The 25,949-nt window shown below is 59.1% G+C and carries 22 protein-coding genes and 1 pseudogene; 16 read left to right on the forward strand and 7 right to left on the reverse strand.

Features of this window, described 5'->3' with window-relative positions; translation table 11 throughout:
- Nucleotides 1-9: 9 nt before the first annotated feature.
- Complete coding sequence (locus tag RG540_RS30035; protein WP_046601993.1) at nucleotides 10-708, forward strand: hypothetical protein; 699 nt, start codon at nucleotides 10-12, stop codon at nucleotides 706-708.
- Nucleotides 705-1,124, forward strand: coding sequence for a cyclophilin-like fold protein (locus RG540_RS30040; RefSeq protein ID WP_244446734.1), 420 nt, complete (start codon nucleotides 705-707; stop codon nucleotides 1,122-1,124). Before RG540_RS30035 ends, RG540_RS30040 begins: the two co-directional genes overlap by 4 nt.
- A gap of 260 nt (nucleotides 1,125-1,384) precedes the next feature.
- Here the strand turns inward: RG540_RS30040 and paoC are convergent, their stop codons facing one another.
- From paoC to RG540_RS30065, 5 genes are all read right to left on the reverse strand, one after another.
- The gene (gene paoC, locus RG540_RS30045; protein WP_041366013.1) at nucleotides 1,385-3,583 is read right to left on the reverse strand and encodes an aldehyde oxidoreductase molybdenum-binding subunit PaoC; all 2,199 of its coding nucleotides are present in this window, start codon (nucleotides 3,581-3,583) and stop codon (nucleotides 1,385-1,387) included.
- Nucleotides 3,584-3,586: 3 nt separating this feature from the next.
- Nucleotides 3,587-4,537, reverse strand: coding sequence for an FAD binding domain-containing protein (locus tag RG540_RS30050; RefSeq protein ID WP_041366015.1), 951 nt, complete (start codon nucleotides 4,535-4,537; stop codon nucleotides 3,587-3,589).
- The gene (gene paoA / locus RG540_RS30055) at nucleotides 4,534-5,172 is read right to left on the reverse strand and encodes an aldehyde dehydrogenase iron-sulfur subunit PaoA (RefSeq protein ID WP_407668952.1); all 639 of its coding nucleotides are present in this window, start codon (nucleotides 5,170-5,172) and stop codon (nucleotides 4,534-4,536) included. The genes RG540_RS30050 and paoA overlap by 4 nt, the downstream gene beginning before the upstream one ends.
- Nucleotides 5,173-5,644: 472 nt before the next feature.
- Nucleotides 5,645-6,811: an ABC transporter substrate-binding protein gene (locus tag RG540_RS30060; RefSeq protein ID WP_041366017.1), complete on the reverse strand. Its 1,167-nt coding sequence runs from the start codon at nucleotides 6,809-6,811 to the stop codon at nucleotides 5,645-5,647.
- A gap of 67 nt (nucleotides 6,812-6,878) precedes the next feature.
- Nucleotides 6,879-8,198: an aminomethyltransferase family protein gene (locus RG540_RS30065; RefSeq protein WP_046601995.1), complete on the reverse strand. Its 1,320-nt coding sequence runs from the start codon at nucleotides 8,196-8,198 to the stop codon at nucleotides 6,879-6,881.
- Nucleotides 8,199-8,321: 123 nt separating this feature from the next.
- Here RG540_RS30065 and RG540_RS30070 point away from each other — a divergent pair, with 123 nt between their 5' ends.
- The 10 genes from RG540_RS30070 (at nucleotide 8,322) to RG540_RS30115 (ending at nucleotide 17,795) form a co-directional block, all read left to right on the forward strand.
- Complete coding sequence (locus tag RG540_RS30070) at nucleotides 8,322-9,554, forward strand: LysR family transcriptional regulator (RefSeq protein WP_162182833.1); 1,233 nt, start codon at nucleotides 8,322-8,324, stop codon at nucleotides 9,552-9,554.
- Nucleotides 9,555-9,670: 116 nt separating this feature from the next.
- Nucleotides 9,671-10,594, forward strand: a complete 924-nt coding sequence (locus tag RG540_RS30075) for a methylenetetrahydrofolate reductase (protein WP_041366023.1) — start codon at nucleotides 9,671-9,673, stop codon at nucleotides 10,592-10,594.
- 90 nt (nucleotides 10,595-10,684) lie between these two features.
- A complete protein-coding gene (gene purU, locus RG540_RS30080; RefSeq protein WP_038547091.1) occupies nucleotides 10,685-11,569 on the forward strand; it encodes a formyltetrahydrofolate deformylase in 885 nt (294 codons plus the stop codon).
- Between the two features lie 290 nt (nucleotides 11,570-11,859).
- Nucleotides 11,860-11,997: a hypothetical protein gene (locus RG540_RS33715; RefSeq protein ID WP_155414581.1), complete on the forward strand. Its 138-nt coding sequence runs from the start codon at nucleotides 11,860-11,862 to the stop codon at nucleotides 11,995-11,997.
- 805 nt (nucleotides 11,998-12,802) lie between these two features.
- On the forward strand, nucleotides 12,803-13,192 hold the full coding sequence (locus RG540_RS30090) for a c-type cytochrome (RefSeq protein WP_041366027.1): 390 nt from the start codon (nucleotides 12,803-12,805) through the stop codon (nucleotides 13,190-13,192).
- A 130-nt stretch (nucleotides 13,193-13,322) separates the two neighbouring features.
- Entirely contained in the window at nucleotides 13,323-14,144 is an 822-nt protein-coding gene (locus tag RG540_RS30095; RefSeq protein WP_041366029.1) for a cytochrome c oxidase subunit II, read from the forward strand.
- Nucleotides 14,145-14,193: 49 nt separating this feature from the next.
- Nucleotides 14,194-15,972, forward strand: a complete 1,779-nt coding sequence (gene ctaD, locus RG540_RS30100) for a cytochrome c oxidase subunit I (RefSeq protein WP_041366031.1) — start codon at nucleotides 14,194-14,196, stop codon at nucleotides 15,970-15,972.
- Nucleotides 15,969-16,682, forward strand: coding sequence for a cytochrome c oxidase subunit 3 (locus RG540_RS30105; protein WP_041366033.1), 714 nt, complete (start codon nucleotides 15,969-15,971; stop codon nucleotides 16,680-16,682). The genes ctaD and RG540_RS30105 overlap by 4 nt, the downstream gene beginning before the upstream one ends.
- Before the next feature lie 23 nt (nucleotides 16,683-16,705).
- Complete coding sequence (locus RG540_RS30110) at nucleotides 16,706-17,425, forward strand: heme-copper oxidase subunit III family protein (RefSeq protein ID WP_041366035.1); 720 nt, start codon at nucleotides 16,706-16,708, stop codon at nucleotides 17,423-17,425.
- Between the two features lie 7 nt (nucleotides 17,426-17,432).
- Nucleotides 17,433-17,795: a cytochrome C oxidase subunit IV family protein gene (locus RG540_RS30115; RefSeq protein ID WP_041366037.1), complete on the forward strand. Its 363-nt coding sequence runs from the start codon at nucleotides 17,433-17,435 to the stop codon at nucleotides 17,793-17,795.
- Between the two features lie 28 nt (nucleotides 17,796-17,823).
- Here RG540_RS30115 and RG540_RS30120 read toward each other — a convergent pair whose 3' ends face one another.
- Nucleotides 17,824-18,648: a DUF2189 domain-containing protein gene (locus RG540_RS30120; protein ID WP_041366039.1), complete on the reverse strand. Its 825-nt coding sequence runs from the start codon at nucleotides 18,646-18,648 to the stop codon at nucleotides 17,824-17,826.
- Between the two features lie 405 nt (nucleotides 18,649-19,053).
- On the opposite strand from RG540_RS30120, the pseudogene RG540_RS30125 reads away from it, so the two are divergent.
- Together RG540_RS30125 and RG540_RS30130 are read left to right on the forward strand one after the other, a co-directional pair.
- Nucleotides 19,054-19,957, forward strand: a pseudogene (locus tag RG540_RS30125) (hypothetical protein); the annotation flags it as partial.
- A 162-nt stretch (nucleotides 19,958-20,119) separates the two neighbouring features.
- A complete protein-coding gene (locus tag RG540_RS30130) occupies nucleotides 20,120-21,211 on the forward strand; it encodes a nucleotidyltransferase family protein (RefSeq protein WP_041366041.1) in 1,092 nt (363 codons plus the stop codon).
- 732 nt (nucleotides 21,212-21,943) lie between these two features.
- Here RG540_RS30130 and RG540_RS30135 read toward each other — a convergent pair.
- The gene (locus RG540_RS30135; protein WP_040124163.1) at nucleotides 21,944-22,660 is read right to left on the reverse strand and encodes a FadR/GntR family transcriptional regulator; all 717 of its coding nucleotides are present in this window, start codon (nucleotides 22,658-22,660) and stop codon (nucleotides 21,944-21,946) included.
- 483 nt (nucleotides 22,661-23,143) lie between these two features.
- On the opposite strand from RG540_RS30135, the gene RG540_RS30140 reads away from it, so the two are divergent.
- Both RG540_RS30140 and RG540_RS30145 read left to right on the forward strand, forming a co-directional pair.
- Nucleotides 23,144-24,283: a mandelate racemase/muconate lactonizing enzyme family protein gene (locus tag RG540_RS30140; protein ID WP_041366043.1), complete on the forward strand. Its 1,140-nt coding sequence runs from the start codon at nucleotides 23,144-23,146 to the stop codon at nucleotides 24,281-24,283.
- 76 nt (nucleotides 24,284-24,359) lie between these two features.
- Nucleotides 24,360-25,943: an ABC transporter substrate-binding protein gene (locus RG540_RS30145; RefSeq protein WP_244446791.1), complete on the forward strand. Its 1,584-nt coding sequence runs from the start codon at nucleotides 24,360-24,362 to the stop codon at nucleotides 25,941-25,943.
- The last annotated feature ends 6 nt before the right edge of the window (nucleotides 25,944-25,949 follow it).

A 25,949-nucleotide genomic window follows, 5' to 3' on the forward strand; every position in this document is an offset into this window, starting at 1 on the left:
GGTACTGGAATGCTTCGATTGGTGACCGATCGCCTCGTTCTTCCCGCAAGCATGGCGGCGCTGCTTATGCTGGCTCTCGCCTATTGGTGGCTCGACAATGGTCCGCATGAGATCTTTGGAACGGCCATGTTCGGGCTTTTTGGATGGCACCTGACCATGAACAGACGCTGGTTCTTGAAGCTCCGTAGCGGTCGTTACGATGTTCGTCGCTGGATGGTCGTGTTGATACATGCCTGGCTTGGGATCACCATGGCGGTACTGGTGGTGACCAGCGTGCTGATCTCACGCTCGGTACTGAGCTTCGCGAAGTTCACCAATAATGTGAGCGTCATAGAGCTTCACTGGTTCTCGGCCTATTGGGTCGCGATAATCGTTGCAATTCATGCCGGCACCCATTGGGCGCGCGTGATGACAGTGGCCGGAACCGTTTTCAGAGTCTCTCCGTCTCGGATCGGAACCGCTAGTTTACGGCTGATCGCTGTGCTGCTGCTGTGCTTTGGCGCCTGGAGCTTTGCGGCTCTCGGCGTCTCGACCAAGCTGATGTTCGGCTACAGTCTGGAATTCTGGGATTTCACCGGCTCGGTGGTGCCTTTTTTCGCGCATTGGACGGGTGTGATGGCAGGCGTGGTTGTGATTTCACACTACGCGATGCTCTGTCTGAGAGCAGTTAACAAGACTCGTATTCCGGCAACGAAGGGTGAGACATGAAACAGATCATGGGTGCGACTTTTCTCGCAGCTGTTCTAACGCTTAACCTTGGAGGATCCGCCTTGGCGCAGGACCGCATTGTGATTTCATCTGATTGGGGCAAGGTCACCGCCGAACTGGCTGACAACGCGGCCGCTCGAGCGCTTTCCGCGATGCTGCCGCTGACGATCGAGATGGACGATCATCTTCGTCAGGAAAAGACAGGCGACCTGCCCGCCGCCCTGCCAGCCGCTCCCCGTCAGCGAGACTTCTCCGCCGGTACACTCGGTCTTTGGAGTGCCGGTGATTTCGTCATCTACTACCGTGAGGGGCGTGTACCGCAGCCTGGCATCGTGATTTTGGGCCAGATCCAAGGCGACGTCTCGATCTTTGACCGACCCGGCAAACTCACCATCAAAGTCGAGAAAACTCGCTGAGCTGTTCGCAAAACATTCTGTTGTGGCACCGGGGAAACAGGCGTTCGATCGTCAGCCAAACGAAGGACCTGATCGTCGAGCAGAACCTTGCCGCTACGACGCTTTCTCTTTGCTTCAGCGCCAGCCCTTGCTGACAATAAGAAAATACCCGCGCGCGACCCCCGTCCGTCACGGGGAAAACTGCTTGCCGTATTGTTCGTCCGTCACCTGCTCGAGCCAATTCTCTGGCGGCGGCTCGATAAAGCCGCCGCCTCTCCTGCTCAGGCGATTTCAGGAAGACCGCCGATCAGCTTATCGAGGGTGATCGGATAGTGACGCACACGGACACCCGATGCGTTGTAGATAGCATTGGCAATGGCTGCGGCCACGCCGCAGAGACCGAGTTCGCCGACACCTTTTGCCTTCATAGGCGACGACATCGGGTCAGTTTCATCCATGAAGATCACTTTCTGATGCGGGATGTCCGCATGCACCGGCACCTCATAGCCTGCCAGGTCGTGATTGACGAAGAAGCCACGACGCGTATCGACCGCCAGTTCCTCGGACAGCGCCCCGCCCGCTCCCATTGTCATGGCACCGATCACCTGGCTGCGTGCGGTAATCGGATTGAGGATCCGACCTGCGGCGCAGACGGCAAGCATGCGGCGGATACGGCTTTCGCCAGTCGCGACATCGACACCGACCTCGACGAAGTGGGCGCCGAATGTCGATTGCTGATGCGTCTCGGTCAGATCGCCCCACGTCATCGTGTCTTCACCGACAAGCCCCTCCTCGCCTGCTGCCTGCGAAAGCGGAACGGAGCGGTTTCCGGAGCGCACTTCGCCGTTTTCGAACACGACATCAGCGGAGTTGAAGCCAAGCTTCGTCGCAATGGCGTCCCTCAACTTGACGCAGGCGGCATAGACGCCTGATGTCGAAGAGTTCGCCCCAAACTGCCCACCGGAACCAGCAGACACTGGGAAACGCGAATCCCCGAGATGCACCGCTACCTTATCGAGGGGTAGGCCCAACATTTCGGCCGCCGTCTGGGCGATGATCGTATAACTGCCGGTACCGATATCCGTCATATCCGTTTCGACCGTGACGACCCCCTCGCGATTCAGTCGCACACGCGCTCCAGACGGCAGGACGAGGTTGTTGCGGAATGCGGCAGCGACCCCGTGGCCAATCAACCAGTTTCCGTCGCGGCGAGCACCTGGCCGGCCTCGGCTGTTCCAACCGAAACGTTCGGCGCCGAGCTTCAGGCAGCCGACAAGGTCGCGGTGGGAGAAAGGACGCTCCGGCTTTTCGGGATCCACTTGCGTATCGTTGAGGATCCTGAACTGCACCGGATCCATGCCAAGCTTCTCGGCCATCTCGTCGATCGCGATCTCCAGCGCCATCAACCCTGGCGCTTCCCCGGGCGCACGCATCGCGTTGCCTTCGGGAAGATGCAGTGTCGCAAGCCGCATCGCCGTCATCCGGTTCGCCCCGGCATAAAGCAGACGGGTCTGCGCGACCGCGGTTTCGAGCTGGCCCCCGGGTTGATCACCCGACCAGCTTTCGTGCGCAATCGCCGTGATCTTTCCGTCACGCTCTGCCCCGATCCTGATCCGCTGGATCGTCGCCGGCCGGTGCGTGGTGTTGTTCATCATGAACGGACGCGGCAAAGCAACCTTGACCGGCCTTTTCGCCGCGCGGGCTCCCAAAACCGCCAAAACGGCGTCCGCTCGCAAGAAAAGCTTGCCGCCAAACCCGCCGCCGATAAACGGCGACATCAGGTGGATCTTTTCCTTGTCGATATCAAGCGTTGTGGCAAGGTCGCTTCGCCACCAGTCGATCATCTGGCTGGAGGTCCATACCGTCACCTCGTCACCATTCCATGCCGCGATCGATGCATGCGGCTCCATCATCGCGTGGGACTGGTCCGGCGTTGTATAAGTCTCGTCCAATCTGACCGCGGCGCTCGCAAAGGCGCCGTCGAAATTGCCGGCTGCGGTGTCAGGCTGCTGTGATTCAGCCGGCTTTTCGGCGGTTTTCATCGCCTCCTTCAGGTCAAAGGCACCAGCCTCCACGGCGTAGTCGACCTTGACCAATGCCGCTGCGGCACGGGCCTGTTCGAAAGTCTCGGCGACCACGACGGCGATCGCCTGATGGTAATGCTGCACCTCGTCACCGCCGAACAGCTTCGCGGTGTTGAATTTCCCCTTCTTGCGGTCGCCGACGCTGAGCGTGGTGACAACCGCGAGGACACCTGGCGCTTTTTGCGCGGCGGCGACGTCCATCGATCTGATGCGGCCCTTGGCAATCGATGCCCCTACCGGATAGCCGTAGGCGTAAGGAATGTTGGTGTCATGCCACTCGTAAGCGTATTTCGCTCGGCCCGTGGTCTTCAATTGACCATCTATACGGTGGATGGGCTGCCCGACCACTTTGAGCTGGTCGATCGGGTTAGTCGTTGCTGGTCTGTCGAACTTCATGGCTCAACTCCTCGCTTCTGCGATCACGGCCCCGAGCGTGCGCTCGACCAGATCTATCTTGAACCGGTTCTGCTCCGTCGGCCGCGCATCTGCCAGAAGCGCCGCGGAGGTCGCCTTGGCTCCCTTCGCAAGCTCGGCATCTGCCGCTTCAAGCCGCCATGGCTTGTGGGCCACCCCGCCCACCGCGACACGCCCGCTACCGTCGGGTTGAATAACCGCACCGATGGAAACAAGAGCAAAGGCATATGACGCACGGTCGCGAACTTTGCGGTAGATGTGACGCCCGCCGACCGGCGCCGGCAGAACGACGGCGATTATGAACTCACCTTGCTCCAGGACGGTTTCGAGATGCGGCGTGTCGCCCGGCAGGCGATGAAACTCCGCGATCGGAATCGCATGGCGGCGCCCGTCCGGTTTCACGGTTTCCACGACGGCATCGAGCGCGCGCATGGCGACCGTCATATCACTCGGATGTGTCGCGATACACGCATCGCTGACCCCGACGATTCCCAGCTGGCGGCTGAACCCACCGATAGCCGAACAGCCGCTGCCAGGCTGCCGCTTGTTGCATGGCTGGTTGGTGTCGTAGAAATACGGACAGCGGGTGCGTTGCAGGAGATTGCCCGCGGTCGTCGCCTTGTTTCGGAGCTGACCCGAGGCACCGGCTAGCAGAGCCCGAGAGAGCAGCCCGTAATCACGGCGAACGATATCATTTGCGGCAAGATCGGTGTTGCGCACCGAGGCCCCTATCCGCAGTCCGCCTTCGGGGGTTTTCTCGATTTTGTCGAGGCCAAGGCCATTGACGTCTATCAGATGCGTCGGCGCCTCGATCTCGAGCTTCATCAGGTCGAGCAGGTTGGTACCACCGGCAATGAACTTGGCGGTTGGGCTGGAAGCGGCCGCCCTGGCCGCCGCCTCGATCGATGAGGCGCGCTCATAGGTGAAGGCTCTCATGCTTTTGTCCCCGCGACTTCGGTGATGGCATCCACGATGTTGGAATAAGCGCCGCATCGACAGATGTTGCCGCTCATGCGCTCGCGAATCTCCGTTGCCGTAACCGAAGCCGGCGCGGTAAGGTCGGCAGTCACATGGCTCGGAATATTCGCCTTGATCTCCTCAAGGACTGCCACCGAGGAACAGATCTGCCCAGGCGTACAGTAACCGCACTGGAAACCATCGTGCTTCACGAAGGCCGCCTGCATCGGGTGGAGGCTGCCTGGTGCACCCAGTCCTTCGATGGTGATGATCTCATCTCCCTCGTGCATGACGGCAAGCGTCAGACAGGAATTGACGCGACGACCATCCACCATGACGGTGCAGGCGCCACATTGCCCGTGGTCGCAGCCCTTCTTCGTGCCGGTCAAGTGTAGATGTTCGCGCAAGGCGTCGAGCAAGGTCGTCCTGTTGTCGACGACTAATTCGCGCCTTTCGCCGTTGACAGCAAATGCCACAGAGGTGCTGAGGTTCATCGTACTCCCCGAAGATTGCGCTGCCGCTGCGAGCGGGACGGCGCTGGTCGCCGCGACAGTTGCGGCAGACGAGATAAGTAAGTTTCGGCGGGAAATTTCAAGTTGGGTTAGGTTTTGCATAGCCAGCTCCAGTTCCACAAATGGACGTGAGGCGCTACGACCGGCAGCGCAATCTGAAGCTAGTGCGGCGAAAACAAGTGATTAGTACCTAATTCTCGCATGGACTTATCGATCCTGAACATAAATCATTATCGGACTTCGTCGATATCGGGCAGTCAGTTCTCCAGGAAAGTCGAAGAACTCGAGAAGCATGGCTGCTCAGGGCGATGGAACAGATGCTCAATGCGATTGAACAGGAGCAACTGTTTGCGGCAAGCGAGCTACTGGAACGTCTGGCTGTGCATCAAGACCTACGATCGCTCCGCCATGGGCCCGCTCAGTTCGGATAGCCTTCGTTATGAAGCTCCGTTCCGCTTCGGAAGCAGTGGTAAATCAACCAGTGCCGCCCTGAGGCGGTCCTGTCGGATTTGCAACAGCTCAACTGCTCCCACCGATGCCGGCCCTCCTAAACCGAGAAAGCCGGCATCGGGCGTCACTGTGCGGGATTCTTGACCGCTTCGTAGGTCTTGAACTCGTTGTTATAGAGTTCTCCGCTCACGCGTTCGACCGTGCGCATATAGATGTTCTGGATGATATCTCCGGAGTGTTTGTCGATCTGGATCGGTCCACGAGGGCTCTGTATCTTTGTTCCCTTAGCCGCCGCCATGAACACATCGCCAGTTGCGTCACCCTTCGTCTTGTCGAGAGTCTTATAGATCAGATCGAGGGCGTCCCAAGCGCTAACGGCTACGATATTGGGACGCATTCCAGTGTTGAGCTTCTTGAATTGCTCAACAAAGGCCTTGTTCTCAGGCGAGTCATGATTGGCGGAATATGGCCCCCCGGTAATCATGCCAAGGGCCGGATCACCCATGTTGTTCAGCAGATCGTCGTCCGCAACATCGGACATCGCGATGATCCGGATCCCACTTTTGTCAAGGCCCCGTTCCACGAACTGTTTCATGAAAGTAGCACCGACGCCGGAAGGGACGAACACGAACAGAGCTTCCGGTTTCTTGTCGGCGACGCGCTGCAGGAAAGGTGCGAAGTCGGGATTGGCAAGAGGTACTCGCACTTTCTCCATGACCTCGCCACCCTTCTGCTGAAGCGTCTTGGCAAACCACTCTTCTGCATCGATCCCTGGTCCGTAGTCCGATACGACACTGATGAATTTCTTAGCGCCATTTTCGGGTGCCCATTCGCCGATTACGCTCGCGATCTGGGGGATCGTTTGGGAAGTCCGCAGGATGTAAGGCGACGCTTTCATGATGGACGAGGTAGCGGCCACCATGATGACCTGCGGAATCTTGGCGCGCCTTGAGAGGGTTGCGACGGACATTGCGTTCGGCGTTGTTCCAAAGCCCGCCAATATAGAGACCTGATCAGTCGTCACCATCTCCTGCGCAATTCTTAGCGAGGTGTCGGCGACACCACCGTCGTCTCGAAGAACAATCTCGACTTTCTTTCCACCCGCCGTATTGCCGCGGGCGGCAACGAAGGCCTTGAGGGCAGCGTTGATCTGCTTGCCCGTCGTCTGAAACGGACCTGTCATCGGGGCGATCACCCCGACCTTCACCGTCTCCTGTGCATGGCCTGTCGCCAGACCTATGATGAGGGCAGCGGCTGTTGCCGCACCCCGTAGTACCTGTTTTCCGAACATCGACTTCCTCCCTTGTCGTGGACTGCAACCAAATGCAGACGAGCCGCTTTGCACGGCCCGTCAATTCTTATTTTTGTGCACGGTATTCCTTCCGCGCTGCCGCATGGATCGGCCAGGGATGTACCTCAGCGCCCACCTCCATCTGGACGTGCCGCTCGACATGCGGCTTCTGGGTTCCACCATTGGCTTCACCCCAGAGGATCGACAGCTTCATACCCTGCGTCGCAAGATCCGGGCGAACCATTGCCAGCGAAATCCATGCACGTTCGTTTGCGGAGTAGACCGGATAGGTGGAAAGGCCGACCATTTGGCCATCCAGCAGAACCTGGTCATAGGGATGGGCGGCATAATGGCCAGCTGGCAATTCCATCAGTTTCGGGCCTGGGAAATCGGCCATCATACCTGCAAAGATCTTGAGCACGTCATCGTGATCCCAGACCAGCGTTACCTTCTTGCGGTGCCTGGCGCCGGCCATCCTTTCGAGCGCCTCGCGCCCGATGAACTCGTGATCGAACTTCACAATGCGGTCGTAGTCGAGGTCCCAGGGCGTAAGATAGAAATCGTCGACATTCTCCGGCTGGAAGCTGCCACCGACGGAGCAGGTTGCCTCAAAGCTGTTGCCCGAAAGCCATTCGCGATAAGCGCGCGTTGTTTCCCCGGAATAGATCGCGGGCAGCGGCGATGGGATCCAGCCTGATTCCATTGCCGCGCAGGAATAGGCGCGCGCGCCGGCACGCAGCATCCCGTATTTCGCGCCGACATCCAAAAGCCTGTCATAGACCTTTTTACCGTCTTCGTAAGGACCCCAAAGTTCCAGACCCTTTGCTCCGCCCATGCCGTGGCTGAGCGTGCGCGCCCTGCATCCGGCGACGGTGATCTCCCCCATGTTGAAGAATTTGGTGACGAGCGGTCCGCCTTCATTGACTTCGTTGAGAATGTCGAGAGCAAGCGGACCCTGAACCTCGTAGCGATAGAGCTTGCGAGGCTTGGCCGAGTTCTCCAGAGAGCGAATGTCCATCTCGGTGGTGATGTCGAAATCACCGATCTCGGCCTGGTAGGCCATCCAGTTCGTCAACGGCGGGCGCCCCACGTAAAGCGCTTCGTCGTCCTCAAGACCGAAAATGATGCCGTCACCGATGACGTAACCGTCCGGGCTGCAGCAGACAAGCTGCTTGGCTTTGTCGCGACCAAAGCCCTCGAAGCTGTTGACACCCACATAGGACAGGAACTTCACAGTATCCTTGCCCCGAATGTAGAGGTCGGTCATGTGGTAGGACTGGTTCAGAAGAACAGCGCTATTACGCCAGGACCGAACCTCTTCCATCCAGTTGGTATATTGTGGCGAGATGGGAAACACGTAAGCGCCCACCTGCGAATTTTGCAGCATATGTGATGCGTTGCCAATGCGATCAATCTTGTCTTGAAGCGTTTTGTCCGACACGGCCGGCAGTCCTCCTATATCCTCCTGCCGACCAATAGCAGCTTGAATTGCTCCCAGCTTATGCGGATCATGGATATCTCAAGCCATTTCAGTTATATCCCGTGCATGGAGAACCTGATCCGCATCAGTTTGAAGCAAGCCCGAACGGTTGATGCTGTCGCCAAAGCGCGGGGCCTTGATGCGGCGGCGCCTGTCCTCAATATGACTCAGCCCGTGATTTCCCGAACTCTGGCAGCCGCTGAAGCGCTGCTCGGTGTCACCCTGTTCCAGCGGGGTTGGGGTGGGACGGAGCCAACGGCGTGGGGGGATGCAATCCTGCCCCGATGCAGCGCAGCCGTACATCTTATCGCAAAGGCAGAGGACGATCTTGAGGCGCTCGGCGGGGTGCGTCCGAACCTACTCGCCTTTTTGCGTTGGCATCACCTTGATGCACTCGCTGCTGTCAGCCTCCGCGGAAGCGCTTCGGCGGCGTCCGGCCAGCTGGGTATGACGCAGCCTGCAGTCAGTCGCGCGATTTCGGCCGTCGCACATTACACGAACCAGCCGTTGTTTCGGCGGCGCCGGAACGGTTTGGAAGCAACGCCGGTTGCCGGCAGGCTATCTTTATTACGTGATGAATTGCTGAGAGAGTTAGCGTCCACGGACGGCTTTGGGCTACATGCCGAGAGGGGTCTGTTCGGGAGGCTTGCCGTCGGGCTGCTTCCGTTTTCGGGGCAGGATCTGGTCGCGAAAACCCTTGGAATTCTGACAGGATCCAATCCTGAGCTGCGTCTCATGGCCGTCCCAGGAAGCTACGCCATGCTGGCGCAAGCGCTGCTGCGGGGCGAGATCGACTGCATGATGGGGATACTTCGAGCCCCTCCCCCCTTTCCGGGACTGCGTGAAATCTTCCTCTATGAAGAGAGTTTTACGCTGGTTGCGCACAAGAACCATCCATGCCACCGCTATGCGACCTCCATGATCGATTTGACCAACGAAAACTGGATCGTTGCCCCACACGGCACGCCTGTCCGAACCTATTTCGAGAACTTATTCCGTACGCTGGGCGCAACGCCACCGGCTCAAACCTGCGAGGTTCTTTCATTTTCTGACGCCGAGAAGGTCATTCTTCATAGCAATTCCATCGGCATGCTGAGCTATAGCAATCGCCATCTTGCTGATCTGCCAAATGATCTGAAGAAAGTCGACGTCGATCTTCCGCATGGCAGGGTGCCGATTGGCCTGACTGTCCGGGAGATCGGCGATGTCGGGGCAATTTTAAGCCGATTTGAGCAGATATTGAGGTCAATGCTCGACGGATGAGGCTACGCCAAGATATAATCAATCTGGATTCGAAATTCCGAAATTCGCATAAGTCGGCTGGACTCGCATGTGCTACTCCGTCCGAGGAGAGCATCGAATCTCCAGGCGGAGCGGTCTTGGCACTTTTAAATTTGTTCAGGAGCAAGCAGGAAGAGAAGTCCGTGGAGCCGGCCCGCTTCAGGGACCTTATCAACGGCTATTCCATCGAAGTCATGCCGCGCACGGCGGCGAAGATCGAAGATTTCAAGACACTGCTGCCGAAGGGCACGCGGGTCTATATTGCCCATATCGACGGGACGCCGATCGAGGACATGGTGCAGACCGCAAGGCGCCTGCACGAAGACGGCTTCCCCGTCATGCCGCATTTTCCCTCCCGCATCATTGCAAGCCATGCGATCCTGGAGGACTGGATCAAGCGCTATAGAAACGAGGCGGGTGTGGAACAGGCGCTGCTGCTCGGCGGCGGCGTATCGACCCCCGCTGGCGATTTCGACAGTTCCATCCAGCTGATCGAGACCGGCCTGTTCGACCGCTACGGCTTTAGGCGGCTGCACGTCGCCGGCCACCCGGAAGGCAATAAGGACATCGACAAGGATGGCGGTCACAGGATCGTCGACGAGGCGTTGAAGTTCAAACAGGCCTATTCCGAGCGCACCGATGCGGAGATGGCGATCGCCACCCAGTTCGCCTTCGATGCCAAGCCGGTGATCGCCTGGGCCGAGCGGATTGCCGCCGCCGGCGTCAAGCTGCCGATCCACCTTGGCATTGCCGGCCCCACCAAACTGCAGACGCTTATCAAGTTTGCGATCGCATGCGGCGTCGGCCCCTCGCTCGGCGTGCTGCAGAAGCGCGCAATGGATCTCAGCAAGCTCCTGGTTCCCTACGAGCCGACCGAAGTGCTGGCTGACATCGCCAACTACAAGACCGCCCATCCGGAAAGTCTGCTTCAGCAGATCCATGTCTTCCCGCTCGGCGGCATCCGCGCCAGCGCGGAATGGATGAACGAACAGCTGACCGGCGAGCGCAGCATCGCCCCCTGATTATGCCGCCTGGCCTCGCCGCCTACCCCCCACCGGAAGAGATCGCGCGGCCCGACCCAATCCGAGATCCATCACCTAATGAGCAGACAAATGAACAACTACGTCCTGACCGTTTCCTGCAAGACGACGCGCGGCATTGTCGCGGCGATTTCCGGCTTTCTGGCGGAAAAGGGTTGCAACATCATCGACAGTTCGCAGTTCGATGACCTCGACACGGGCAAGTTCTTCATGCGCGTCAGCTTCCTCTCCGAAGAAGGCGCCGAGCGTCCGGCGCTGCTCGAAGGCTTCAAGCCGATCGCCGGCCGGTTCGAGATGGAATGGGAGATCTTCGATACTGATGAGCGGATGAAGGTTCTCCTGATGGTCTCCCGTTTCGGCCACTGCCTGAACGACCTCCTCTACCGCTGGAAGATCGGCGCGCTGCCGATCGATATTGTCGGTGTCGTCTCCAACCATTTCGACTACCAGAAACAGGTCGTCAACAACGACATCCCCTTCCACCACATCAAGGTGACGAAGGAAAACAAGCCGCAGGCCGAAGCCCAGCTTCTCGATCTGGTCGAACAGAGCGGCACGGAACTCATCGTGCTGGCCCGCTACATGCAGGTCCTGTCCGACAGTCTGTGCCGGAAGATGTCCGGCAAGATCATCAATATCCACCACTCCTTCCTGCCGAGCTTCAAGGGCGCCAACCCTTACAAGCAGGCCTATACCCGCGGCGTAAAACTGATCGGCGCGACGGCCCATTACGTCACCGCCGATCTCGACGAAGGCCCGATCCTCGAGCAGGACACGGTGCGCATCACCCATGCGCAGTCGGCCGACGACTATGTTTCGCTCGGCCGTGACGTTGAAAGCCAGGTCCTGGCGCGCGCCATCCACGCCCATATCCATCACCGTACTTTCATCAACGGCAATCGTACCGTCGTCTTCCCGCCGAGCCCCGGTTCCTACGCTTCGGAGCGTATGGGCTGATAGTGGCAGCCGTGATCGAGGGGAAAGAAGCGCAAACGTACCTATGTCAATTCAAAGGGCAATGTGGCGAAACAGTGCAGCTTCAACGCGATCCAGCACGCCCTTCCCGAGTCAACAAGCCACAAGGTGCTTAAAAAACTGGTGGCCCGGAAAAGGATGTCGATGGCCTGCATGTCGTCAACGCCGGCAAGATCGCGACGGCTGGCTCGTCCACCGGCCTCGTTTTCCTGCTCTCCAGGAGGTCCATGCTGCGGGTCAAGTGAATAAATGGCGAGGATCTCTCGGCCTCAATGCGGGCGTCATCGGCCGCTTCAACCTTTTCGGCAAGCCGAGGAGCCGGCAGCAGCATTGCCGGCAATGCGACCGTCACCATGGCGCATTCGAAGACCAAGGACCTCGCCGCGGTCACCGCAACGCTGAGTCGGTGAGATCGAGGAGCCCCCCACGCCTTGAGCCAATCTGAACCCTCGACCCCTAAAGCTCACTTCTCAAGCGGCTGAAAAAGTAGCCCTGCTGCATAGGTGCCATCATTGATGGATTCACGATCAGCCGGCCGGTGACTTTTTCGGCCGGCCTGCAACCGTCTCGACAGAATAGGCAGAGGTAGCCGCTGGTACCTGCCTCTCATTCGAATGTGCGGACCAAGCTTGTCGCGCATGCGCCGTAGGCTCGACAGGAACAATCTTGCCGACGTAGCGCTCCGGTATGGCACCGGTCTCCAGCAGCTGTCGGTCTGCGAAACGGGTTGCCAACAGCTGGACGCCCGTAAATTTTCCCGGGACCGTCCCCACGGGTACGGTCAAACCCGGTAGCCCGATCGTCGGGCTACCCATGTAGGGTGCGTCAACTCTGTAGAACCATTCCATGTCCGGATTGTCGGAGACATCCAGATCACCGACCATAGGCTTCACACAAATGACCGCGGTCAGAAGGAGCGGCCGGCGTTCGAAGAACAGCTGCCATTTTCTCAGCAGACGGGAACGTGGTCAGGAAGGTCGTCTGCGACGATGATTTGTTGCGGGAATTGGTGATGCCTGTAGCCGATGGGCGAATTCTCATCCCACCATATCCATGTCCCACTGCCATTGAGCCAATATGATTCGCGACCTCTTGTGGGCCGGTTGACTTACCAACCAGAAGGACTACTTTTTTAGTAATCGCAACATATCCGCGCGCGAGGATGGCGGTGGATGATGGAGCGATTGGGCAACCTTGAGGAGGATGAGGTTTGCCATGACCCATCGTGTTATTCTGTTGATCGGCGCGTCCATCGTCGCCGTTTCGTCGTTTGATGCCGCAGCTCAGGAAGGTGATGCGACGGCCGGCGCCACCGTTTTCAAGAAATGCGCGACCTGTCATATCGTCGATTCCGATACGAACAAGGTCGGCCCGTCACTGAACAAGCTGTTTGGCCGAAAGGCCGGAACGCATCCCAATTTCGCCTATTCGACCGGGATGAAAGAGGCCGGAGACGGCGGCCTCGTCTGGGACGAGGCGACGCTGCGTGACTATCTGCACAATCCAAAAGCGAAGGTGAAGGGCACCAAGATGGCCTTCGTCGGCCTGAAGGACGAGCAGGAGATCACCAATCTCATCGCCTATCTCAAGCAATATTCCCAGTAACAGGCCGAGAGACCACCGGCTGGACATGCCTAAATTGCAGTAATTGCCCATCTTTTCCATTCGTGCGATAATAACCCGGTATTTTTGCGGAATGCGGTTTCACGGTCGACCTGCTCAGGGAGGGGCGGAAATGGCTGTTGTGCTGATTCTCGTTTTGATTGTTGTCGGCTCCGTGCTGTTCCATGTGCTGAGCCCGTGGTGGTGGACGCCGATCGCCTCCAACTGGACCTATATCGACAGCACGCTCGTCATCACCTTCTGGATCACCGGCATCGTCTTCGTGGCTGTGGTTTTGTTCATGGCCTATTGCGTCTTTCGCTTCCGGCACAAGCCAGGCAATCAGGCTGCCTACGAGCCTGAAAACCGCAGGCTGGAATGGCTGCTGGCATCGGGAACGGCAGTCGGCGTCGCGGCGATGCTGGCGCCCGGCCTGGTGGTGTGGAACCAGTTCATCACGGTGCCCGACGATGCCGTGCCGGTCGAGGTCGTCAGCCAGCAGTGGCTGTGGAACTTCCGCCTGCCGGGCGCGGACGGAAAGCTCGGCCGCGCCGAGACGCGCGACGTCAGCGCCGACAATCCGCTCGGCCTGAACAAGAACGACGCAAGCGGCCTCGACGACGTGATCATCGAGGGCGGCGAGCTGCATCTGCCGGTCGGCAAGCCGGTGCGCATATTGCTGCGCTCGGTCGATGTTCTCCACGATTTCTACGTGCCGGAATTCCGCGCCAAGATGGACATGATCCCCGGCATGATCACCTATTTCTGGTTCACGCCGACGCGCACGGGAAGCTTCGAGATCCTCTGCGCCGAACTCTGCGGCGTCGGCCACCCGCAAATGCGCGGCACCGTCGTCGTCGACGAGGATGCGGACTACCAGACCTGGCTCGGGCAGCAGCAGACATTCACCCAGCTTACGGCGTCATCGGGAGAGCCGCCGCGGCCGGCAAACTGACCCGGCGGAGCGGTCGGAAGCCGCTTCGGAAGGAAAGGGAAGAGAGATCATGGTCGAGATTCCATCCGGAAGTGCAGGCGCCATCCCCTCCGCCGAAGTCGAGGATGTCGAGCTTTATCATCCGAGCAGCTGGTGGACGAAATATGTGTTCAGCCAGGATGCCAAGATCATCGCCGTGCAATATTCGATGACTGCCATCTCGATCGGCCTTGTCGCGCTGGTGCTCTCCTGGCTGATGCGGCTGCAGCTTGCCTTTCCCGGCTATTTCGCCTTCATCGATGCCGATCACTATTATCAGTTCATCACCATGCACGGCATGATCATGGTGATCTATCTCCTGACAGCGCTCTTCCTCGGCGGCTTCGGCAATTACCTCATTCCGCTGATGGTCGGCGCCCGCGACATGGTGTTTCCCTACGCCAACATGCTGAGCTACTGGATCTACCTGCTCGCGGTGCTGATCCTCGTCGCAGGCTTTTTCGCCCCCGGCGGCCCGACAGGAGCCGGCTGGACGCTTTATCCGCCGCAATCGGTTCTTTCCGGCACCCCCGGCGGCAAGGACTGGGGCATCCTCCTCATGCTCTCGTCGCTGATCGTCTTCATCATCGGCTTCACCATGGGCGGGCTGAACTATGTGGTGACGGTGCTGCAGGGGCGCGCGCGCGGCATGACACTGATGCGCATGCCGCTCACCGTCTGGGGCATCTTCACCGCCACCGTGATGGCGCTGCTTGCCTTTCCTGCACTCTTTGTCGCCTGCGTCATGATGCTGTTCGACCGCGTGCTCGGCACCAGCTTCTTCATGCCCGCCATCGTCGAGATGGGCACGCAACTGCAGCACGGCGGCGGCAGCCCGATCCTGTTCCAGCACCTGTTCTGGTTCTTCGGCCATCCGGAGGTGTATATCGTTGCGCTACCGGCCTTCGGCATCGTTTCGGACCTGATCAGCACGCATGCGCGCAAGAACATCTTCGGCTATCGCATGATGGTCTGGGCGATCGTCATCATCGGCGCTCTCAGCTTCGTCGTCTGGGCGCACCACATGTATGTCAGCGGCATGAACCCGGCCTTCGGCTTCTTCTTCGCCACCACGACGCTGATCATCGCCGTGCCGACGGCGATCAAGGTCTATAACTGGGTGCTGACGCTCTGGCGCGGCGACATCCACCTGACGCTGCCGATGCTCTTTGCGCTGGCCTTCATCGTCACCTTCGTCAATGGCGGGCTGACCGGCCTCTTCCTCGGCAATGTCGTCGTCGACGTGCCGCTGTCGGACACGATGTTCGTTGTCGCGCATTTCCACATGGTCATGGGGGTGGCGCCGATCCTCGTCATCTTCGGGGCGATCTATCACTGGTATCCGAAGGTGACGGGACGCATGCTGAACGATGTGCTCGGCCATATCCACTTCTGGATCACCTTCCTCGGCGCCTATGCGATCTTCTTTCCGATGCATTACCTCGGCCTGCTCGGTGTGCCGCGCCGCTACTTCGAGATGGGAGAGACAGCCTTCGTTCCGCCTTCGGCCCATACGCTGAACATCTTCATCACCGTCATGGCGCTGATCGTCGGGGCCGGACAGATGGTCTTTCTGTTCAATCTCGTCTGGAGCCTTTTCCGGGGGAGAGAGGCCGGCGGCAATCCATGGCGGGCGACGACGCTCGAATGGCAGACGCCGCAGACCCCGCCCGCCCATGGCAACTGGGGCAAGGACCTGCCCGTCGTCTACCGCTGGGCCTATGACTACAGCGTGCCGGGAGCGGCCGAGGATTTCATTCCGCAGAATGTTCCGGCAAGCGATGGCGTCACTCGGGAGGTTCCCGCATGAACGTCATCCTGATCTTCCTTGCCGCGATTGCCGCCATCATCATCTGGTGGCTTTCCGGGCAGCGGCTGACCTCGAAGCCCTGGCTGGAAACCGGTTCGGTGCAACTGCCGGATCATATCGGCGCAGAGCGGCTACAGCCGCCAGCGGTGAAGATCGGCCTCTTCGTGTTTCTCGGCGTCGTCGGCGCCGTCTTCAGCCTTGCCGTCAGCGCCTATTTCATGCGCATGGCGTCGGCCGACTGGTGGGGCATGCCGGTTCCGCGCCTCCTCTGGGTGAACACCGCAGCACTCGCATTGAGCAGCGCGGCGCTGCAATGGGCGAGACGAGAAGCGGGACACGGCCGCATGGAAAGCCTGCGGCCGGCGCTTACCGCCGCATTTGCCCTTGCCCTCTTCTTTCTCGTTGGACAGGTCCAGGCATGGCGGGAACTGGTGTCAGCCGGCTACGTACTGGCCGACAATCCCGCCAACAGCTTCTTCTACATGCTGACCGGCCTGCACGGGCTGCATATCCTCGGTGGGCTCGCCGTGCTCGCGCACACGACGGTCAGGGCATTTTCAACCGACGTTGCGCCGGAGAGACTGCGCCTCAGCGTCGATCTCTCCGCCATCTATTCGCATTTCATGCTCGCCGTCTGGCTGTTGCTCTTCGCGCTGTTTGCCGGGTGGGCAAATGATTTCGTCGATCTCTGCCGCACATTGCTGACCTAGGGGCCGAACCAGGAGATTCGCAGATGGCACAGACTATCGGGACACATGGCGAGCCGGACCTCAGGCCGGCGGGCCTGCGCGGTGTCGCCGCCGATTTCGCGTCGGATCAGCGCGCCTTCAAGACCGCCTCCTGGGGCAAGGCGATGATGTGGATCTTTCTCTTGAGCGACACCTTCGTCTTCGGCTGTTTCCTGATCGCCTATATGACCGCCCGCATGTCGACGCCCGTCGCATGGCCCAATCCGAGCGAGGTCTTCGCGCTGCATATCGGGGGCCAGGACGTGCCGCTGATCCTGATTGCGATCATGACCTTCGTGCTGATCTCGAGCAGCGGCACCATGGCAATGGCAGTCAATTTCGGCTATCGCCGCGACCGCCGCACGACCGCGATCCTGATGCTGCTGACGGCGCTTCTCGGCGCATGCTTCGTCGGCATGCAGGCCTTCGAGTGGACGAAGCTGATCACCGAAGGCGTGCGCCCCTGGGAAAACCCCTGGGGGGCGGCACAGTTCGGATCGACCTTCTTCATGATCACCGGCTTTCACGGCACCCATGTCACGATCGGCGTCATCTTTCTCCTCATCGTCGCCCGCAAGGTCTGGCGGGGCGATTTCGACCAGGAACGGCGCGGCTTCTTCACCAGCCGGAGAGGTCGCTACGAGGCTGTCGAGATCATGGGCCTCTACTGGCACTTCGTCGATCTGGTCTGGGTTTTCATCTTCGCATTCTTCTATCTGTGGTGAGGTCGTCATGAACGAGACAGCGGCGCATGCACACATCCAATCGGGAGAACGGCTCCAAACCGGGCAGCAGCATCCGATCCGGCTCTACCTCCTCGTCTGGGGCATGCTCTTCGTGCTCAGCGCCTTTTCCTACATGGTCGATTATCTCGGCATTCAGAGCTATCTCAGATGGACGCTGATCCTGCTGTTCATGATGCTGAAGGCCGGGCTGATCGTTGCCGTCTTCATGCACATGGCCTGGGAACGGCTGGCGCTCGTTTACGCCATCCTGCTGCCGCCGCTGCTGGTGCTGGTTTTCGTCGCGCTGATGGTATCGGAAGCGGACTATACGATCTTCACCCGCCTCGCCTTCTTCGGCACTGGTCCCTGACGGGCAGTGCCGAAGCCGGTTTTCCGACTTACCGACCGCTGCTGCTCCCCAAGCCGGATTCCGGTTCAACGACCTTGCGATACAGATGCCAGGTCGCGTGGCCAAGCACGGGGATCACGATTGCCAGACCGGCAAAGAACATCGCAAAACCGACGACCAGAAGCACCGCCACGATGAGACCCCAGAGGATGAATTCCATGGGATTGACCGCGAAGGCTTTCATCGAGGTATAGACCGCTGTCGCCGCACCGGTGTCACGATCAAGAAGCAGCGGAAATGCAACGACTGTGGTGCAAAGCACGGCCAGAGCGAAGAGGAAGCCGACGGCATTGCCGTAGAGGATCAGTTGCCAACCCCTGCTCGTCGCGAACACCTCGTTGACGAAAATCATCAGCGATTCCGGCCGTCCCGGCCCGAACAGGCTGACATAGAGCGACTGCGCCGTCAGAAGCCACAGGATAAAAATCACCGCCAGCATAAGACCGATGGCAAGGATTGCCGGGACCGCCGGGGAATGCCTGATTTCGAGCGCATGCTGCCAGGAGGTGTCAAGGCCAAGCTCCCGCCGGCGACTGATTTCATAAAGCCCCAGCGCCGCTATCGGACCGATCAGGGCAAAGCCTGACATGAGCGGAAACAGCAGCGGCAGCGCATTGGCACCGGATGTCCAATACGCGAGGACCACGCCGGCCATAGGGTAGATCAGGCAGAGAAAGACGTAGTGCGACGGCTTGGTCCAGAAATCATCCAACCCCTGACGCAGCGAGGTGAAGACATCTGCTACATTGATGCGCCGCACGGTGGGATAGGCCACCTTCCTGGCGCCTCCCCCGATCACGTGAAAATGTGCCATAACAATTCCTCTCCATTCTTGTCACAGACAACAACGACCACAACGGATACCCGCGTGAGGAACGGCGCCTTAGGACTGAACCTGCACGCGTGAAGATTATACGCCCCCGGTTGACACTTGACCAGCGGCGCACCCTACGGCGCAGAATTGCTGCGCATCTACGCGTCGTCACATAAACCATATGTCAGTGAGTGGGGCATGGAATTGTCACGTTATCGAGCAGCGATCGAACTATGCCGCTGCTGTCTGAGATCGGGCAACGCGCCCGTCACGACTTTCCAATGCGCCATGGCGCGGATGCGATGAATGTCAGTGGCGAGAGACGAGCGTCTGTGCAGTGGCATGACGAAGAGATTACGAGGCGCCAAGAAAATCAAGATGGAACGCCGCAGACCTCCGGCACCGGAGGAGATCGAATTCGCTGCGCGCGACTGGAACGGTGCCTGCGATGCCTTTCATCGGCATGCAGCCAATCGCTCGAAGGAAATCCAGCGGGTCATGCGCGTCCATCGCGATCCGTTTGAACCGATCATGTGCATTCTCGAATGCAGACAGCCCCCTCGCCGAATATCGCAAGATCACCGACGAAATCCTGAAGCGCATACCAGATGAGGACCGCTATCCCGGCCGGCGGCCGAAGTCGTTCGCTCATTCCTATTGCTACGCCTTGGTCTGCATCTCGGGCTCCGACAAAAGAATCTTCGCCAATTGCGCGTCTGCCCACGCGGGCATTTTCCAACGTCAGAATGCCGGCTGGAGGACATGAAATGCGGTGAGCTGCGCTGGAGCGATTGCGAGCGCGGATGGGAGGTGCTCATCCCGTCAGTCGTGTTCAAGAATTCCGGCTCATCGTTTTTCGGCCAGAAGCCATTCAGGTTGATCCTTCCAGACCTGTTCAATCTCTATAAATATCTCGAGGCCGATATCGACAAACACCGCGGCGTGTTGCTCGGCGGTGCCAAGGATCCCAGTGCGCTGTTCGTCAAGACGGTGAAATCGACCAGCATCGATGCGGCTTACGACTCGACGAAATTCTACGAGGCTTGGCGGACTGTGATCCAACGATACGGGATCTACAATCTCTATACCGGCCGTGGCGTCATCAAAGGCTTGCTGCCGCATGGGCCACATAACCTGAGGGATATTCTCGCAACCCACATTCTTAAGCAGACCGGCTCCTATGAACAGGGCGAGCTACGCCATCCAGCATACGCCGGATGTCGTGCAACAGCACTACGGTCGCTTCCTACCGCAGGATAAAGCGGCATTGGCGGCTAAAATGCTCAACCAAGTCTGGGAGGCTGCATAACCAGTCGCATCGACTGTTGATCTCTGGCTTAGATGAGGATGTTGGAAATGGGAGCGTCGGCAATGCGACGATGCCGATCAAACGGTATCAACTCCCTTTCCCTTTCACCTGACATCAGTTGTTACCATATTACATAATATGGTAACAACCCTGAGGTTACTCATGAAGTCGATTGATCTCGTGTACCAGACCATGCTTGCAGAATTGGGGCAGCGTGCAATGGATGCAGCATGGACCGCCGATTTTCCATCCGAGGGGCGTTTCGTCAAGGCAGCCGTAAAGGGCAATCGGTACTGGTATTTTGATATATCGGACGAAGCCGGCGGCAAGAAACGTCGCTACGTCGGTCCGGTCGATGATCCTGAGATCTCTCAGCGAGTTGAAACATTCAAACGCGAAAAGGATGATTATCGCGCTCGCAGGCGCATGGTCTTATCTCTTACCCGCGAAGGCGGCATGATTGCATCAGATCCAATGTCAGGCGCCATTGTCGAAGCGTTGGCAGCGGGGGGACTATTCCGGCTTCGCGGCGTCTTGATCGGCACCGTGGCGTTCCAAACATATGCCGGCATCCTCGGTGTTCGACTTCCTGCTGCGGCGCTTTTGACAGGGGATGCGGACATTGCCCAGGACTATGCGATCTCCCGCGAGGTGGAAGACACCTTACCCCCCATATTGGAGTTACTGCAGGCCGTGGATGAAACCTTCCGGCCAGTGCCCCATCGATCAGGCGCAGCAGCTTCTTCGGCATTTCAAAACGCCAAAGGATATAGGGTCGAATTCCTGAGATCTAATAGAGGAAGCGACGACTATATCGATCAACCCGCTCGCATGCCTGCCCTCGGCGGTGCAAGCGCCGATCCACTCCGCTTCCTGGACTTCCTCATCCGCGATCCAACAAGAACGATGCTTCTGCACAAGGGCGGCATCGTCGTGACTGTTCCCGATCCGTCACGGTATGCTGTCCATAAGCTCATCGTCGCATCTCGACGTCGCAACGACGGCCAAAGCGCCGTAAAGCGCGACAAAGATATTCGACAGTCCTCGCTCCTGTTTGAAGCGCTCGATCAGACACGACGGCATGCAGATCTCGCCCTTGCCTACACCGAGGCATGGGAGCGGGGTCCAGCTTGGCAGGATGGCATTCGCTTCGGGGCGGCCATGCTCAATGAAGCCGAAAAGGAGAGGCTCCGAGATTCGCTTCGACTGGGAGCACAGCAAATCGGTGAGACTGTCACCATGCCATTCTCATGAAACAATAGAAAGAGTTGGGTGGGCAAACTGACCAAGCCGCACTCGAACGTACCTCGCGTCATCTGGATCGAGAATGTCCTTATAGGTTGCAGCCCGCGGCGATATGGTTCCGCATAGGTCTGCATGTTGGAGGGGCAGTTCTCAGTGGCAATCGACACCTGGCGTGGTCGAAAGACTTCTTCATGTTTCGCAGGCTTGTCAAAAGCCCGAGGGAGAACCTCCGGGGGCAATGGGGGCGAAGCAAGGTTTCCTGCGGATTGGAGGGTCCTTACCGACGCTCCGGTCCTTCCCCGTCAGTACCATCCTTCAAAACATCACCTTGTCGCGCATGGCCGGATGGCGCGCTTATCCGGTGATGCCCATCTCGCGAAGCCTGCCCTGCGGCATGAATTTGCACAGGGTCGGTGGAGGGAAACCACCTCCTGGACCGGCACTGGCCTGCCGGTCTGACCTCCTGGAGGTACCCCTCAGGCCCCCCGAGAGCTGCACCGTCCTTATCCCCTGTCACGGAACGCACTCTCGGGGTCGAAACGACGACAGCCAGCATCGATGAACGGCATCGGCCGATCGGGATATGGCTTGTTCAAATTTGACGGTGCCGACCTGTTGCCGCCATCGGAACCGTCAAAGCCAGCCCTTGCCTTGTGTGGACAGGGGCCGACAACGAGTTTGCTCCAAGAAAAACGCCGTCTACCGCAACAATGCCGGCGTCGTGGCAACATACCGCCCTCGTCAGGGATCGCGTTGCGCGTCGGTAATCCGCTCGCGGGCACGCACCAGATGGTAGCGCATATAGAGCGCCGCGTGCTCCCCGTTTCTCGCCCGGATCGCTTCGACGATCTGCTGGTGCTCGCGCAGCACGGCGATCCGTCGCTCGTCCGAGCCCAGTTTCGTCAGGTTGAGCGCCACGCCCATAGAGCCGCTGATCTCTCCGCGCAGGTGCTCGAAGAGCGATACGAACAGGTCGTTGCCGCTCGCGACGGCGACCTCGCGATGAAAATTGAAATCCGCCTCGCTGGGAGACTGGCCGTTCATGATTTTTTCGCGCAACAGCTCGTTGGCTTCGTCGAGATTGTGAAGGTTCTGGCTGGAGCGGCGCTCCGCCGCCAGCGACGCTGCCGCAGCCTCCAGCGCGAAACGAACCTCGAAGGACTTCAGATAACCCGCGACATTGGACGGCAGTACGAAGCGGGTGATGGCCGAGGGCGGCACGGCGCGCACGAATGTGCCGGAACCGCGCCGCGAATAGACAAGGCCATCAGCCTGCAACCGGATCAAGGCCTGGCGAACCACCGGGCGCGATACGGAAAAAGCAGAGCAGATATCGTTCTCCGCCGGCAGCCGATCGCCTTCCTTGAAGGCGCCATTCAGAATCTGCTCGAGGATCTGGCCGTATAGTTTGTCCGCCAGCCTCTCCTTGCGCGGCGGCGTCAATTGCAGTTCCGCCATTCAACGTCTCCCCTTAGCTCCCAAAACTCTCGTCCCGGCGGCCCTCCCGGCGCGCGATATGACAGTACCGACCATAGCTCGAGCCCGCATATCCATCGATAGGCACAATTTCAAAGATGTCATCAAAAATTACTTCTTTTGCGGCTTTTTTTACAAAATTTGAAATGAGAGTTGACAACTTAGGTGACCGTGTTAGCGTATTCGAAATTGTCGAAGTGCATTCGGCGTCTCAGGGAGGAGATATTCAGATGCAGCACGCGGCGCGAATCGACCATCATTGCTGGCGCGGGAAACGCAGCTGAGGTCGCAAAGCCAAACTTCAACGTCATTTCTGTCGCACCCCGGGCCGTAAGCCACGAAGCTTCGGCAATGGGGAGTTTTTGCCCGCTTCAGGCATCGGTGACAGTACATTTCTTCAAGCCCGGCACGCCAGCGCGTCGGCTGGCTCATTCATGCCTTTTTCGACAGAGGAATATTGCGACCATGCGCATTACCGGCCTTCGAAGCTTTATGAGCCACGACGACAAGCGCCCCCGTGTGATCGTGGCAATCGACACGGACGAGGGCATCACCGGCTGGGGCGAGTGCTACAATCACGGTCCCGACAAGGCATTGCCGCATATCCTCGAATATTTCTACGAACAGATCAAAGGCGAGGACCCGCGACGGATCGAATTCCTGATGCTGAAGATGCAGCAGCAGGCGCGCTTTCCGGGCGGCGCGATGCATCTGGCGGCGTTCTCGGCGATAGACCATTGCCTCTGGGATATTTCCGCCAAGGCGGTGGATCTGCCGGTCTATCAACTGATCGGTGGCGCGGTCCGCGACAAGGTGCGTGTCTATCTCGGCGTGCATAATTACAAGGATGCCGAGGGCTTCCTCGACGTGATCGCCGGTCATAACGAGAAATACGGCCTCGCGGCATTCAAGATGCATCCCTATCGTGTGGATTTTCACAAGGAGCGCTGGGGCGAGGTGATCCGAACGGGTGCGGAATTCTTCCGCACCATCCGTGAGCGGGCGCCATCCCATTACGACTTCGCTTTCGATGCACATGCCAAGATCTTCGATCCCTGGCAGGCAATCCAGCTCGGCAATGCTCTGGCCCCTTACGATCCGATGTTCTTCGAGGAGCCTATCCGACCGGAGCACATCCCTGCCTGGGCAGAGATGAAGGCGAAGCTTAACTGCCCGCTGGCGACCGGCGAAAGCCTCTATAACCGCTACGAATTCCTGAACCTTCTCTCGGCCCGCGGCTGCGATATCGTCCAGCCCGATATCTGCGTCGTCGGCGGGCTTCTCGAGATGCGCAAGATCGCGGTGATTGCGGAAGCGCATTATGTGCCGATCGCACCGCATAACCCGATGGGACCGCTGGCGACCGCCGTCAACCTGCATTTCTCCGCAGCGACCCCTAACTTCAAGATCCTCGAATACCGGCTGCCGCTCGACGCGCCCTACGTCAAGGACCCCTACCTTCCGGAGGACGGATACCTGCAACTGCGTCCGGACCGTCCCGGCTGGGGTGTCGAGATCGACGAACAGGTGCTGGCAAAGGATGGCTACGTGCATTGGGAACGCAAGCTGCCGGTCAAGCCGGACGGCGCGTTCGGTTATCCGTGAGACGGAAGACGGCAAGCAGAACGAACTGAAGAGCTCGAAGATTTCAATTGGGAGGTTGAACATGATGAAACATCTTATGGCGGCGACATTTTTGGTCGCTGCAGCGCTGACGGTCCCGCAGGGCGCAGCGCTCGCCGCATCGCCGCCGAACATGCTGGTGATCGGCACGAACCTGACCGGCATCCGTACTCTGGACCCGGCAGACAACAACGCCCGCACGGTTTCGGAGCTGATTTCCAATATCTACGACAACCTCGTCCAGCTGCCGCAGAACGACCTGCAGAAGCTGCAGCCGATGCTCGCGACCAAGTGGAGCGCCTCGGCCGACGGCAAGCTGATCACCATCACGCTGCGCAGCGACGCCACGTTCCAGAGTGGCAATCCGGTGACCGCCGAAGATGCCGCCTGGTCGATCCAGCGCGTCATCAAGCGTGGCCAGGTCGGCTCGACCGATATCGCGCTCTGGGGCTTTACAGCCGACAATGTCGAAAAGCTGGTGCGCGCCAAGGATGCGCAGACGCTGGAAATCGAGCTGCCGATCCAGGTCAGCATCGATCTCGTGCTTTATTCGCTCGCCAGCTCCTCGCTTGGCATCGTCGATAAGAAGACCGCCATGTCGCATGAGGCGAACGGCGATTTCGGCGCCGCCTGGCTTGCCGCCAACTCGGCCGGCAGCGGTCCTTTCACGCTTTCGCAATGGCGTCCGAACGACATCGCCGTCTTCGAAGCCAACAAGAAATACTGGGGCGGTGTCCCGGCCATGGCCCGCGTCATCACCCGGCATATCCCCGAATCCGGCAACCTGCGCCTTCAGCTGCAGGCCGGCGACGTGGATGTCGGCCAGTATCTCGCAAGCGGCGACCTGGATGCGCTGGCGAACGACAAGAAGATGGTGATCGACAATGTTCCGGGTCTCGGCTTCTATTATATCGCGCTGAACCAGAAAGACCCCGATCTGCAGAAGCCTCTGGTCCGCGAAGCATTCCAGCATGCTTTCGACTGGAAGGCGATCTCCGGCAATATCATGCGCTATACCGGCTTCCCGTGGCAGTCCGTCGTGCCGAAGGGCATGATCGGCGCACCGGCCGATAATACATCCCGTTACGACTACGACCCGGCCAAGGCCAAGGCCTTGCTGGCGCAGGCCGGTTATCCGAATGGCCTCAAGAAGGTGCTGAACCCGTCGGGTGCCGCAACATTGCCGTTCACCGAAGCCCTGCAGGCAAGCGCCCGTGCGGCCGGCTTCGACCTTAACCTCGTGCCCGGCGAATACACACCAGCCTTCCGCGAGCGCAAATACGAAATCCTGCTCGGCAATTCCGGTGCCCGCCTGCCCGATCCGTTCGCGGTCGCCACCCAATATGCCTACAACCCGGATAATCGCGACGAGGCTCGTCTCGGCAGCTATTACCTGTGGCGCACCGCCATGCAGGTTCCGGAGCTGAACACCCTTGTCGATCAGTCGATGAAGGAACGCGATACGACCAAGCGCACGGAAATATTCAAGAAGATTGATGAGATCTACAAGGGCATGAACCCGCCGCTGATCGTCTTCTTCCAGCGCACCGACCCCTATGTTATTCGCGCCAATGTCAAGGGTTATCAGGGACATACGACCTGGTCGACCCGTTGGCACGACGTGACGAAAACCAAGGAGTAGGATTGA

Source organism: Neorhizobium galegae bv. orientalis str. HAMBI 540 (assembly GCF_000731315.1).
GTDB classification, from domain to species: domain Bacteria; phylum Pseudomonadota; class Alphaproteobacteria; order Rhizobiales; family Rhizobiaceae; genus Neorhizobium; species Neorhizobium galegae.